We start from the raw sequence: 13,031 nt of genomic DNA on the forward strand, positions 1-13,031 counted from the left end.
CACGAACCAGAAATGGGTCGTGACCTTTGTGTTTTGGTGGAGTTCGCGCCGACAGGCGTCGTTGAGGTTGGTCCGGGACTTCCGCGGCCAAGTCCCCGATAGTCATGGATGACGTATCAGCCTTACCTGGAGGCCAGGCTCGGTGTGGCTCAAATATTTGTCTTTGGCGATCGCTAGAGTTGCGGAAGTCAGCCGCGGTCCGACGCGGGGGAGTTCGCAGGTCACAGGAAGGATCTCGCCCCCTCTTGTCCTGTGAGAACGCGGGTAAGTCAGGAGCTAGCATGGCACTGCCGAAGATCGTGAGCCTATTCTCGGGTGCCGGCGGATTGGATCTCGGCTTCCAGCGTTCGGGCTTCCCCCTAGTATTTGCCACAGATCTATCGACGGCAGCAATCCAGACTCATCGCCGTAACTTCAAGAACACCATCTCTGTGGCGGCAGACTTAGAGGAACTTGGGCCTGACGGGGTCCTTGCTTATTTGGACGGGATTCTTGAGGCGGGCGAATCGATCGCCGTGATAGGTGGGCCGCCGTGTCAAGGCTTCTCGCGTGCCAATACTGGATCCGCCGCGAACGACCCGCGCAACCGACTCCCACTGCTCTACTTACGGGTGGTTGAGGCGCTTCAGCTCAACTACAAAGTCGAGTTTGTTCTATTCGAGAACGTACTCGGTATCCGTGATGCCAAACACTCCGTGACCTTTCGAGGGATTCTCTCGAAGTTTCGTGCGATTGGACTCACTCCTGATGTGAGCGAGTATTCGGCGCTCGATTATGGCGTTGCGCAACGCAGAAATCGTGTGATCATCTCCGGTTTCCGCGACGAGTCGGTGGCGCGCCACTTCAAGCCAAAGAAGGTTCCGCCGAACGGACTGACGGTGCGCGCAGTTATCGGCTCGCTCCCCGAGCCCGCGTTCTTCGCGCGGAACCTCGATAGGGCGGCGATACCCCATCATGAGAATCACTGGACGATGAGGCCCGTCTCAAAACGATTCGCGCGTCCAGGGGGGGCGGATCGCGCAGGCCGATGCTTCCGCCGGCTGGAATGGGACAAACCAAGTCCTACAGTTGCCTACGGTCACCGGGAAATTCACGTTCACCCAGAGGGACACCGGCGCATCAGCATTTACGAAGCCATGCTCCTGCAGGGATTTCCGAGTGACTTTGTACTTGAGGGAACGCTTTCTTCTCAGGTCGAACAGGTTTCGAACGCGGTCCCGCCTCCGCTTTCACAGGCACTCGCCACTGCAATAAATGCCGCGATGCGTCGGGCAGCCAGACAGTCTGCAGCGAGTGCTTCTCTGACCGCGTGAAACCGGCCTATTGCCAACCAAGAACCGTGGTTGGTCTCGCCTACGGCGAAAATCTCCAACATTCTGTCCGACGCCGTCGCTACACTCACTCCAGCTAAGAACGGGCAATGAAGGTCAAGGGGGGAGAGGCCTGTCAATCCAGCTTGAGCTGTCTGAATCGGCAGGGGTGTCGGGTCGAGCAGCACCGTGGATTGGGCCGCTCTTGGCGCTCGGGACGCGGGCCGCCCGGTATTCGCGAAAGTCAGCCGATCGGCAATTGGTCATCGCTCTATCGGTGCCGAAGCGGGATTTCGCGGCGTGTTTGATCGGATGCGGTTGGGTTCTCGCAAGCGATGCACCGATCCTCGAGGGGCCTTTGGCCACGCTGCGTGAGATGAAGCCAGGGCAAACGCTCAGGGCTGTCAACAGCCTGGAGGTGGTAACCGGCGCGTTTTCGTCTCTAGACGAACTCACGCAGCAACCCCGGGCTAGGTTCGCCGGCTCAACATGGCGAGTCGACGCCATCAGAGCAATCGCTGCGACAAACGAGCTGGACGAGCCTGCACGTGCGCCTCGCCCAGAGCCGGGCAGCATTGAACGGATGGCGCACCTCGATTTGGCGTGGGATTCCCGCCTCGCAAAGCCGGCTGCAGACCTTGCGATTGTCGGAACTTTGGCGTGGCTAAGGGAGGACTTTGAAGCCTACCTAGCTAGGGAGAACGACCAATTTCCGCCAAGCAGAATCGGGTCTTTGCTGATGCCGAAGAATGCGCGCGCGGCGACTTGGTATACACGGATCTATCCCTATGCGAAGCTCGCTGACCTCCTCCCCATCCCACAAGATGTGACGGCAGTGATTCTCGATGGAAATGGAGCGATCAGGTACTTGGCCGAAATCGAATCACCGGTTGTCATCTGTGTGCTGGATCGCTCGATTGCGGACGAGACAGCAGCAGAACTCATGATTCAGCTCCGTAACACTCGCGGCGAGGCCGTGTCTCTCTCAGATGACATTGGGTGGCGGCCCCCGACGGGAGTCGAAGCTCTAGCCTTCACGGTTGCCCTATGAATCGCATCGATACGCTAGACCAGCGCTATGCCGCCTCAACCAGCCTCGTTCTCACCGGCGTCGAGATTGTCGCTGTGGGAGATCCAGCTGGAGCACGGCTAAACGCTGCTGTCCGCCGACTCTTGGCCCTAGTGAAAGCGGAAGGTGGAGATTACCTAGACGATCTAGCTGGCGCCGCGAAGGCGCTTCGCTGGCGGCGAGTCACCCAACCTCAACCTCTGGAATTCAACCCCAATCTGATCTACCTATCCGACGAAGTAAACAAGCACGCTGCACGCCTGCGGGGTGCAATCGTAGATCAGGGACTGCTTGATGAACTCGCTGCCACAGCTGTGCTGGTCGCGTCGACCAATTCCGTTGTCGGAGAGACGTTGTTGCGTTCCGTCGAGGAGGTCGGCGCCGATTCCAGCGTCGTCATCGTTTCGAACAAGGCCGCCGCGGCTGGGATTGAGGCATGGCTGCAGGAGCGTGACGTACTGGTGCTCACCGCAGGCGAATTAGAACGCGTTCAGCCTCTGCGCGAGCAGGCTTACGTCGTCGGCCCGCCCAGGTTTTACCCATCATCGCTAGTAACAGCTCCAATAGCCAGCGGGGTCGCTTTCGTGCTGCCCGCCTGGATGAGTGACCGCACGGTGCCCCGTTCAGCTATCGCCGCCTACGCCGAAGGAGCTATCCGAATCGAAGCGCGGACCTTCACGGAAAGCGACACGAGCGAGCCGGCGCTTGAAATGCCGGACGAGCCTGAAGACGTGAATGAATACCTCCCGCAGCCAGTTTGGGGTCGCCGACAGGGCTGCGATCGCGAACCGACGAGCGAGGAGGTCGAGGCCCGCAAAGTTCTGCTGAGTGGCAACCTTGCGATGTGGCTCGACGACGGCGAACGAATCCGGTCAGTTGACCCAGAACAGCCTGCCGGTGAACGCGTCACATACACCGACATCCCGGCTGTCCGCGTTGGCACGTACCTTCTGCTGCGACAAGGTGAGACTGAACGAAATGCGTTATACCAGGCTGCTATTGCTCGCTTGGTGAACGGTGACGTGGTCCAGCAGACGCAAGAGGCATGGAAGCGCTTGCTAGCCAAGCGGATTGAACAGAGCGGAATTCGGCATGTGGTCAGGCAGTTGCGGGCTGCGGGAGTAAGGACTGCCGACCGGGCGCGCGCCTGGACCGACCCAAACCTGATACGTCCGATCAGCGACCAAGACTTCGAGAGGCTCCTGCAGTGGCTCGATGTCCCGACCCAACCGACGTTCGGCTACGCGACCCTACTGCGCAAGACTCTGTACCAAGTGAGTGCCGAGATCGGGAAGCATCTCGAACTCGCGGTCTCCGCCACCGACCTCTCGGAGCTGAAGACTGCGGGTCATCTCAGTCTCGAAGTCGAGCATGAGGGGTTCCGGGGAATACTCGCCACACGCGTACTGGCGATCTCGCCCTTCGCTGAGATCGTGCAGCGGCACGATGCAAGGGTGCCGTTCAAAGATCGGAGTGGGCAGTGGCTCGAATGATGCCCGCCTTCTGTCCGGCAGATGCGCCACCGGGAGAGAAGACCGTATACGCGGCGCTGCAGGAGGCCAATGAGACCGACGACTGGATCGCGCTCCACTCCCTCGGTATCGCCCAGCATGTTCGCCAAGTCGAAGGTGAGACGGACTTCGTCATCATCGTCCCGGAGTCCGGCATCCTTGTCATAGAGGTCAAATCGCACCAGACGATCGACCGCCGCAGCGATGGGACCTGGAAACTAGGAACCGACTTACCCACAGCGCGGGGACCCTTCCAGCAGGCCGGCGAAGCGATGCACAGCTTGCGCAACTACTTGGAGAAAAAGCACGTCGACCTCCGCTCGGTACCGATGCTCTCGGCCGTCTGGTTCACCAGCGTGCGGGCCCGCACAATGCTGCCTACAAATCCAGAGTGGCAAGACTGGCAGGTGCTGGACTCCGAAGATCTCAAGGCCGCACCGGCAGCTGTCCTGCGGACTCTCGCTGCTGGGACAAAGCACCTCGACGACAAGATCAAGTACTTCACCTACGGTGGCGTCGGACCAGACGGAGAGACCGCCGACCGTATTGCCGCATTGCTGCGCCCGAAGTTTGAGTTGGCAACGGTCGCGGGGGACCGCCGACGAGCGCGTGACTCACAGCTAGTTTCGTTCGTGGAGGAGCAATTCCTCGCGCTCGACGCCGCCGCTGAGAATCGCGGTGTGCTCTTTTCAGGCCCGGCGGGGTCAGGCAAGACGTTTCTCGCGATGGAATCAGCACGACGCGAACTAGCGAGCGGGAAGCAGGGACGACTTCTGTGCTTCAACCGCTTTCTCGGCAAACGCCTTGGCACTGAGATGGCAGGCCTTGAGGGCCTGACGGTCGGAACCTTCCACAAGGAGTTGCTTCGGCTGGCCGGGCTAACCCACGCGCCCGGTGATCCGCCACCTGAGTTCTGGAGCCAGGAGCTCCCCGAGCGTGCAATGGAGGCGCTTATCGACGCCGATACAGCTGAGACGAGCGATTTTCTGGTCGTCGACGAGATTCAAGACATTGCCACCGAGACATACCTAGACGTGCTCGACCTAATGGTCGCCGGCGGTCTGCGAGACGGGCGGGTGCTTTTATTTGGCGACTTCGAGCGCCAAGCTATCTACGAGAACGAGACCGGCCGCGAACGACTCCGGACCCGTGCGCCCCATCTGACCAGCTACAAGCTGATGCAGAACTGCCGCAATCTACCGCGCATCGGCTACCAGGTGAACCTCCTAAGCCATCTCCAGCCGGGCTATCAGCAGTTCCGCCGGTCCGACGACGGCGTGGACCCGACCTTCCACCAGTATCAGGCAGGGTGCGACCAGTCGGCACTTCTCGCCGAGGCAATCCGGCAGCTCAGGCTAGAGGGATATGAACTGAACGAGATCGTTGTTCTAAGCCCTCAGCGGAACAGCTCAACTGCCACCACCACCGAAGATCGCTGGCTAAAGCAGATCCTGAAAGCCGCCGATGGACTCCCAGCACGTCGCGGGCAGTTGCAGTACTCAACCATCCATGCCTTCAAAGGTTTGGAATCACCGGCGGTCGTCATCACCGACCTCAATCAGACGACAGTGGACGACAACTTCGACGCACTGCTGTATGTCGGGCTGACGCGCGCAACCGACCGACTAATCGCATTCATCGAAACGAACACATTCCGAAGAGCTATTGGAGGCGCCGCATGAGCGGTCTCGAAGCCCGCGCTGTCGTTGAAGCCGAACTGCGGCGGGAACTATTCGGTCCCCTCGGCGAGGAATCTACTGGAAAGCCGGTTGACTGCACATCCGGCACCATCACCTTTGCTACTGCCGAGGAGAGCAGAGGCCAGTTCCACGACGCGGCTACCAAGCAGGAGATTCTCACGATCGGGACGCCGCTGTCCCGCTACGGCATCGGTGTCCTTCACAGCGGGGGCGCCACTGGCGGCACGAATGTCGACCAGGCCGGAACGGTCGACGTCGACCTGACGGGTGTCCAGGGCGTGGCGACCAGTGAGGACGATCCTGATGGGCCGCCGGTCGAGATAAAGGGTTCGCTCCGTGACGACGTAGCCGACTCCGATGACTTCGACCTGAGCGACGCCAACAGCTTCAAACCGTCCGCTATGGCGATATCGTTTCAGTCCCGTGTTCCCGCAGGGGGTTTACTGCGGATCCGGGTGAGTGGCGCACATTACGAGCGGATCGTTGTCCACATCCCGGGACTCAGCAAGCCCGTTGACTGGTGGCGTCGCCGCCCGTTCACGTTGTTAGGCACCGTGCCAGGAAGCGTTCTTCGGGACGAGACCAACAGGCTCAAGGTAGTGCCGATGGTTCCTGACGGCGACGCGCCCGGCATCGCTCCGACGACGCGGGTGTTCAGCCGACCGGTACCTGGTGTAGGTGATCCTGAGTTACGGCTCGTGACCGTTGCTGTGGTAAACAACACCCCCGGCACAGGACCCCGCAGTGCCTTTTTCCAGATGGGTTTTACGGCAACAGCCGATGGGTTGGTGATCGAACCCTATCCAGAGGTGGAACTGCCTGACCGCGATGACGAAGAGCAGTCGATCGACCTGCTCTACCGCAACAAGCGCACCTATGCAATCGGGCACGGTTGTGCTGCCGAGTGGGAGGGTGGTGCCGGGTCACCCGTCCCGTTTGTGAAGGCTGTTGCGTTGCCCGCGTACGAGGTGGTCAGCTTGACACCGAACATCTATCGAACCGATAAGCAGGGCTCCTATCTCATGGATGCCGAGGGGAATCGGCAGGCTGTAACGGTCAGCATGAAGGAGCTGGCTGACGCCACCGAGGTAGGCAAACAGCAGGTGGAGGACGTACTGCGGCTCTACCGCGAGTGGATTGCCGCGCGAACGTCAGAGATCGACGACCTTCCTCAACGCTTCCGCCGCGCCGCGACCAAACACGTGCAGCTAGCGGGTGAAGCGCTGAAGCGGATGCAGGAAGGTTGGGCCCTGGTGGGGTCAGACCTCAACGCCACTCGGTCATTCCGCTGGGCTAACGAGGCGATGCTCTACCAGCAGGTGCGGTCAAATTTCCCTTTGCGTGAGGTTGAGCGCGGAAAGGACGACATTCTCCGGGTCAAGGGCACGCACCCTAAGCCCGATATCCCCGCAGGTAGGGGGACCTGGAGACCTTTTCAGATCGCGTTTATCCTCGCCAGCCTGCCCGAGCTGGTTGACCCGACCCGGAAGACCCGCTCGCTCGTTGACTTGATCTTCTTCCCAACGGGTGGCGGAAAGACCGAGGCGTATCTCGGCGCTTGTTCGATCAGCTTGTTGGCACGGCGGCTTCGTAACCCAGAAGACGCGGGCACAGACACCCTGATGCGGTATACGTTGCGGTTGCTGACCGCCCAGCAGTTCTTGCGCGCCGCATCGTTGGTGTGCGTGCTAGAAGACATCCGCGACACCAACAAGGACTCTCTCGGAACCTCCCCATTCGGAATCGGGATCTGGCTGGGTGGTTCATCGACTCCGAATAGCTGGACGAAGGCCGTCGATGTACTCGGGAAGCTACGCCGAAATCCCCATGAGCAGAATCTTTTTCTCCTTCTGCGCTGCCCCTGGTGTGGTGCCCAGATGGGCACCAAGCCCAGGGGCAAGGGCGGTCAGGACGTCATCGGATACGAGCAAGCCGGGAGAAAGGTTGTCCTGCGCTGCGTTGATCCACAGTGCCGTTACTCCCGGCGTGCCGGACTGCCCATCCATGTTGTCGATGAGGACATCTACGCGGTGCGTCCCTCGATAGTCATCGGCACCGTCGACAAGTTCGCGATGATGGCGTGGCGCCCTGAAGCACGGAACTTGTTCGGTCTCAACGAGCAGGGCGTGCGCGAAGTCTCGCCGCCCGGCCTGATCATTCAGGACGAGTTACACCTCATCTCCGGGCCGCTCGGGTCAATGGTCGGGCTCTACGAGCCGGTCATCGACGAATTGTGCACCGACCGTCGTAGCGTTCCCCCCCATTCCGCCCAAGATCATTGCCTCCACCGCCACCATCCGGCGCTACGAAGACCAGATCAAGGGACTATTCGGCCGCGAAGACGTCGCGCTGTTCCCGCCGCACGGGTTGGAGGAAGGCCGTTCCTTCTTCGCGGAGCCCGCTCGGCTCTCCACCGGGGAACTGGAACCGGGCCGACGCTACCTGGGGATTATGAGCGCCTCCCTCGGCTCGACGCAGACCGTTCAAACCCGCGTCGCGGCGGCCACGCTGCAGGGCGTCACGAAGGTGCCGGAGGATGACCGCGACGGGTATTGGACCAATCTCAACTTCCTGAACTCGCTACGCGAGTTGGGCAACACCGTGTCTCTGCTGGAGTCCGACGTACCCGACTACCTAACGGGTCTGGTGCGTCGCGACGGAATCGACCCGCGCTGGCCCAACCGGACCATGGAGCTGACTTCCCGTCGGCGCTCGGACGAGATTCCGAAGGCAATCGAGCAACTGCAGGTCCGCTACGTGCCGGGGCAAGACCGCCAAGAGGCCATCGATATCTGCCTCGCGTCGAACATCATCGAGGTCGGGGTCGATATCGACCGGCTCGGCCTGATGACCATCGTGGGCCAGCCAAAGACCACCGCGCAGTACATCCAGGTGTCTGGCCGCGTCGGCCGCCGAGCTGACGTAAGCCCTGGTCTTGTGATCACAATTTATGGTGCGGCGAAACCTAGAGACCGAAGCCACTACGAGCGCTTCCGCACCTACCACCAGCAGCTATACGCACAGGTCGAACCCACCTCGGTCACGCCTTTCGCCACCCCGGTACTGCGGCGAGCGTTCCACGCTGCCGCAGTGGCTTATGTCCGTCAGGTGTCGCCCGAGGACCTACCGCCCTACCCCTTCCCCTCTCAAGAGTTCGACGAGGCGGTCCGGCTGCTTCGCGAACGCGCCCTCATCGCGGACCAGGAAGAGGTACCGATGTTGGAGAAGATGGCTGAGAAGCGGGCCCGTCAGTGGGCTGGTTGGGAACGAACGCAGTGGGAAGCCAATCCGCCTCCATGGGGCGACCCGAAGCAGGGACTTATGCGATACGCCGGCACTCTGCCCGACCTCGACAGCAGAGCCACCATCTGGGATGTCCCGACCAGCATGAGGAACGTCGATGCCGAGTGCCGCCTGGCGATCTCCCTGGCCTACGCCTATGCCGATTCCGACACAGGAGCCGAACTATGAGCACTGGTGCAATGCGGCGAGCCCAGCTCGTAACGCCGTTCGGGGTGGGCGCCATGAGTGTGCTTGTCAATGGAACGTCCGTCATCACCGCGGGTCTGGACCATTGGTATGAGCCTGATGCTAGTAGCACCCTGGCACTTGAAGAATACCAGGAGCACGACTGGCGGTTAGAGGCCAGGTTGCGGGTCTCGGAGTTCCGGCTGCCGCCGGATCACCGCTATCAGGGCCAAGGCAACGACAAGCGCAATGTCAAGCTGACAGTGCCGGTACTGCGCTTTCCTCGTTGGTCCTTCTGCATGTTCTGCAAGCGGCTTGAACTGTCGACGCTCACGATGCAGCAGTCGGTTTTCTGCAAGGACAGAAAGCACGCTGACTGGAAGTACAAGCCGCGCATGTCACAAGTGCCGTTTGTTGCCGTATGCACCGCTGGGCACCTCGACGACTTTCCATTTGAGAAGTGGGTGCACCGATCGCACCGGCCAACGTGCTCCGGGACACTACGCCTCAAATCGCTCGGCGGGGGTGGCCTGGAAGGGCAGCGCGTAGTGTGCGACGCGTGCGGGAATGAGCGCAACCTTCGTGGTATCACGGAGGCGCGCTACGTCAACGGTGAAGAGCACACCAACCTGAGTGACCAGCTGTCTTCCCCCACCGACCCCTACCTCTGCACTGGCGCCCGCCCCTGGCTGGCGAAACTTGACGGTGCATGCGACCAACCTATACGCGGTGCGTTGCGTTCGGCAGGCAACGTCTACTTCCCGAAGGTCGAATCGTCGATCTACTTGCCGCGCAAGGAAGGTGCCGTTAGCGAAGAGATGCATGAGCTGATGGGGCATCCGGCCGTAAGCGGCACAATGCGGACGCTGCACAGCATCTTCGGCGCAGACCTCGATGTGAATATGTTGCGCGAGCAACTACTCAAGAACGTGCCGCCGGAGCTATTCGGTCCAATCTCCGATGAGGAACTCATCGCTGGATACGGCGACCTCCTCGGGGTCGGCGAGAAAGAACCCGAGTCCGGCGAGGATTCGGATGCTGAGCTACTCACCGGAGACGACGAGTGGCGATACCCGGAGTTCCAGCACATCCGTGAGACACCGAAAGATGACTACCTGACGGCAACGAATCCCGGTATCCATACCGACCTCGTTCTTTATCTGGAGCGTGTTCGTTCCGTAGACGTGCTTCGGGAAACCCGTGCACTGCGCGGTTTCACTCGGGTCAGAGATGACGTGCTGAAGTTGAGTACCGGCAAGGCATTGCTCCGGCGTGAGGCTCTGCCGCCGGTACACGACTGGTTGCCTGCTTACGTCGTCAAGGGTGAAGGCATCTATTTCGAGCTCGACCCTGCGCATCTCGCAGCATGGGAGGCGCGCGCCGAAGTCCAGGCCCGTGCTGAAATGATCACCGGTAACTACGGCCAAAGTGCTTCGCAGCGCGGACTTCAACACCGAAGCCTGGCTCCGCGCTTCGTACTTTTGCATACACTTGGGCACCTTCTGATCAACGAGTTGGTCTTTGCATGCGGCTACAGCTCCGCATCGCTTCGCGAGCGGCTCTTCGTCTCTACGACTAAGCCTAGGGAGATGGCGGGGCTGTTGATCTACACGGCCGCCGGCGACTCGGAGGGAACCATGGGTGGGCTGGTGCGAATGGCGCGCCCCGACAATCTTCGCTCGGTGTTCGCGTCGGCGCTCACGGATGCCCGCTGGTGTTCGACCGATCCGGTCTGTATGGACGCGGGCGAGAAGGGGCAGGGGCCAGACTCATGCAATTTGGCTGCGTGTCACGGCTGTGCGTTACTCCCGGAAACCAGCTGTGAAGAGTTCAACCGCTTTCTCGATCGTGGGTTAGTAATTGGGACCTTCGCAGACCCGGCGCTGGGCTACTTCTCGGCATTCACCTAGGCGCGTCGACTTTCGCGCCGACGGCTCGCTGTACGGTCTCCGCGACATCGGTGGCGTCTTCGTGTTCCCAGAACCGCAGGACGGTCCAGCCTGCGTCTTTGAGGCGTGCGTTGGTGTCCGCGTCGCGGGTGACGTTGGCGGCAATCTTGGCAGGCCAGTAGTCGGCGTTGTAATTGAAGTTCAATCGGCCGTGTTGGGGACAACCATGCCAGAAACAACCGTCGATGAACACGGCGATACGCGCACGCGTGAACACAATGTCTGCCCGGCGCCGGAGGCCCGCTTCTGGGGCCATCGCGACCCGGTAGCGAAGACCCAGGCGATGCAGGCGGCGTCTCACTTCGAGTTCGGGTCTGGTGTCCCGCGAACGGTTCGCCTGCATATTGCGTCGCCGACCCGGACTCGACGCCCAAGAGTCAGTCACTGATTTCGGCGCCACTAAGTCAGCATACTTCGGTCGTCTGGACCATCGCGCATCGACAGCTACGCAAGTTCGGCTGGGATGCCGCGGGCCCGTTGCACGAATAGATGCAAGTTCCGGCTACGTGCCCTGACTGGCAATATCAACTTGAAGTGGCCCCGCTGTGACGGCTAGTTTTGGCCCCCTTCGCGCCGCGTTGGGATTTCTGGCGTTGATGCGGTTAGCCCCAGAAGATGCCTGAGGGTTGTGATCGATTGGGACTGCCCCAGTTTGGTTGACTCCTGACCTGTGTGGATTCGTCCTTGCTGGAAGGATCAATCTCGTGCCGATACCGTTTCCTGGGGAGTTCCGAGCCGACGTCATCGCCGTGGCCCGCAAGGGCGAGGGGCCGCTGCGTCAGATCGCGAAGGACTTCGGCATCTCGGAGGCCTGCCTGCACCGCTGGCTCAAGATCCCGACCGTGAGGATGGTCGCAGCCAGCCAGCCTCACCGGCCAATGCTGACGACATGGCTGCGCAACTGCGCGAGGCGCACAAGCGGATCAAACTCCTCGAGTAAGAGGCCGAGGTGATGCGCCGCGCGGTCGGATATCTGTCGCGGGACGCCAACTCGAAATGATGTACTCGCTGGTCCTCGACCTTGCCGATGACGGGATCCCCGTCACGGTGACCTGCCGTCCTGGGATTCGCCACCCAGGCGTTCTACAAATGGCGCAAAGCACCGCTGTCGCAGCGGGATTGGGACGACGCCCATCTGATCAACGCTGCCCGCGTCATCCACGCCGCCTTCGGCTACCGATTCATCGCCGATGAGCTGCCCGGCCGCGGGATCCCGCTGGTGAGAACCGTGTCGCGCGGCGGTGCTCCCAGGAGCGGATCTGGTCGATCTTCGCCAAGAAGCGAGGACTGAACCGCCGATCCGGACCGCCGGTGCGTGACGACCTCGTGCAACGTCAGTTCAGCGCCCGCGCCGCCAACCAGGCCTGGCCGGCCGACATCACCGAACACCGCACCGACGAGGGTAAGCTCTACCTGCGCGCCATCAAGGACGTCTACTCCAACCGGATTGTCGGCTACTCGATCGACTTCCGTATGAAGTCTTCGTTGGCCGTGGCCGCCCTGGAGAACGCTGTGGCGCTGCGCTCACCGGTCGAGACGATCGTCCACTCCGACCGAGGTAGTCAATTTCGATCGCGAAAATTCGTCCACGCTCTGTCGTACAACGGGTTACACGGATCGATGGGCCGCATTGGCGCCTGCGGAGACAACACAGCCATGGAGTCGTTCTTCGCCCTGCTGCAACGCAATGTGCTCGACCGGCGACGCTGGTCCATCCGGGCGAGCTACGCCTGGCGATCGTCACGTGGATCGAGCGGACCTACCACCGCCGCCGGCGCCAACGCGCACTCGGCAGACTCACCCCGATAGAGTTCGAACTGCTCCGCACACCAGTCGCAACCGCGGCCTGAAATTCACACCCCGCGAGTCAACTGAACCCGGGGCAGTCCCCTCTTTTTCGTCGGTTCACAGTGCGGCGAGCCCAACGGTCCTGCGCGCAAACCCCAGCCGTACCAGCTGCCGTCGCTCCGGAACCGACCGCCGGACTCTATCGACTAGCATCAGCGTCAATTCTCCGAGTTTCC

General features: G+C 61.2%; 8 protein-coding genes and 1 pseudogene. 8 read left to right on the forward strand and 1 reads right to left on the reverse strand.

Features of this window, described 5'->3' with window-relative positions:
- Positions 1 to 281 precede the first annotated feature (281 nt).
- The 7 genes from PGN27_RS14090 to PGN27_RS14120 all read left to right on the forward strand — a co-directional run bounded on the left by PGN27_RS14090 (position 282) and on the right by PGN27_RS14120 (position 10,968).
- Positions 282 to 1,313 carry a DNA cytosine methyltransferase gene (locus tag PGN27_RS14090; RefSeq protein ID WP_335326661.1) on the forward strand — a complete coding sequence of 344 codons (1,032 nt, stop codon included), beginning with the start codon at positions 282 to 284 and terminating at the stop codon, positions 1,311 to 1,313.
- 373 nt (positions 1,314 to 1,686) lie between these two features.
- Positions 1,687 to 2,361, forward strand: coding sequence for a hypothetical protein (locus PGN27_RS14095; RefSeq protein WP_335326662.1), 675 nt, complete (start codon positions 1,687 to 1,689; stop codon positions 2,359 to 2,361).
- Positions 2,358 to 3,872, forward strand: coding sequence for a DISARM anti-phage system protein DrmE domain-containing protein (locus PGN27_RS14100; protein WP_335326663.1), 1,515 nt, complete (start codon positions 2,358 to 2,360; stop codon positions 3,870 to 3,872). The genes PGN27_RS14095 and PGN27_RS14100 overlap by 4 nt, the downstream gene beginning before the upstream one ends.
- Positions 3,869 to 5,572, forward strand: a complete 1,704-nt coding sequence (locus PGN27_RS14105; protein WP_335326664.1) for a nuclease-related domain-containing DEAD/DEAH box helicase — start codon at positions 3,869 to 3,871, stop codon at positions 5,570 to 5,572. The genes PGN27_RS14100 and PGN27_RS14105 overlap by 4 nt, the downstream gene beginning before the upstream one ends.
- Entirely contained in the window at positions 5,569 to 8,130 is a 2,562-nt protein-coding gene (locus PGN27_RS14110; RefSeq protein ID WP_335326665.1) for a putative DISARM system helicase DrmA, read from the forward strand. The genes PGN27_RS14105 and PGN27_RS14110 overlap by 4 nt, the downstream gene beginning before the upstream one ends.
- A complete protein-coding gene (locus tag PGN27_RS14115) occupies positions 8,042 to 9,061 on the forward strand; it encodes a helicase-related protein (RefSeq protein ID WP_335326666.1) in 1,020 nt (339 codons plus the stop codon). The genes PGN27_RS14110 and PGN27_RS14115 overlap by 89 nt, the downstream gene beginning before the upstream one ends.
- 11 nt (positions 9,062 to 9,072) lie before the next feature.
- Entirely contained in the window at positions 9,073 to 10,968 is a 1,896-nt protein-coding gene (locus PGN27_RS14120; RefSeq protein WP_335328732.1) for a DrmB family protein, read from the forward strand.
- Here the strand turns inward: PGN27_RS14120 and PGN27_RS14125 are convergent.
- Positions 10,961 to 11,392, reverse strand: coding sequence for a very short patch repair endonuclease (locus PGN27_RS14125; protein ID WP_335326667.1), 432 nt, complete (start codon positions 11,390 to 11,392; stop codon positions 10,961 to 10,963). The genes PGN27_RS14120 and PGN27_RS14125 overlap by 8 nt on opposite strands.
- A 319-nt stretch (positions 11,393 to 11,711) precedes the next feature.
- On the opposite strand from PGN27_RS14125, the pseudogene PGN27_RS14130 reads away from it, so the two are divergent.
- Positions 11,712 to 12,857, forward strand: a pseudogene (locus PGN27_RS14130) (IS3 family transposase).
- Positions 12,858 to 13,031 lie beyond the last annotated feature (174 nt).

Origin of the sequence: Mycolicibacterium neoaurum (genome assembly GCF_036946495.1) — a bacterium.
Taxonomy (GTDB): Bacteria; Actinomycetota; Actinomycetes; order Mycobacteriales; family Mycobacteriaceae; genus Mycobacterium; species Mycobacterium neoaurum_B.

Excerpts from the sequence above, each read along its gene's own strand:
- PGN27_RS14090 (WP_335326661.1), top strand. The coding sequence starts at position 282 with ATGGCACTGCCGAAGATCGTGAGCCTATTCTCGGGTGCCGGCGGATTG.
- PGN27_RS14095 (WP_335326662.1), top strand. The coding sequence starts at position 1,687 with ATGAAGCCAGGGCAAACGCTCAGGGCTGTCAACAGCCTGGAGGTGGTA.
- PGN27_RS14100 (WP_335326663.1), top strand. The coding sequence starts at position 2,358 with ATGAATCGCATCGATACGCTAGACCAGCGCTATGCCGCCTCAACCAGC.
- PGN27_RS14105 (WP_335326664.1), top strand. The coding sequence starts at position 3,869 with ATGATGCCCGCCTTCTGTCCGGCAGATGCGCCACCGGGAGAGAAGACC.
- PGN27_RS14110 (WP_335326665.1), top strand. The coding sequence starts at position 5,569 with ATGAGCGGTCTCGAAGCCCGCGCTGTCGTTGAAGCCGAACTGCGGCGG.
- PGN27_RS14115 (WP_335326666.1), top strand. The coding sequence starts at position 8,042 with ATGAGCGCCTCCCTCGGCTCGACGCAGACCGTTCAAACCCGCGTCGCG.
- PGN27_RS14120 (WP_335328732.1), top strand. The coding sequence starts at position 9,073 with ATGCGGCGAGCCCAGCTCGTAACGCCGTTCGGGGTGGGCGCCATGAGT.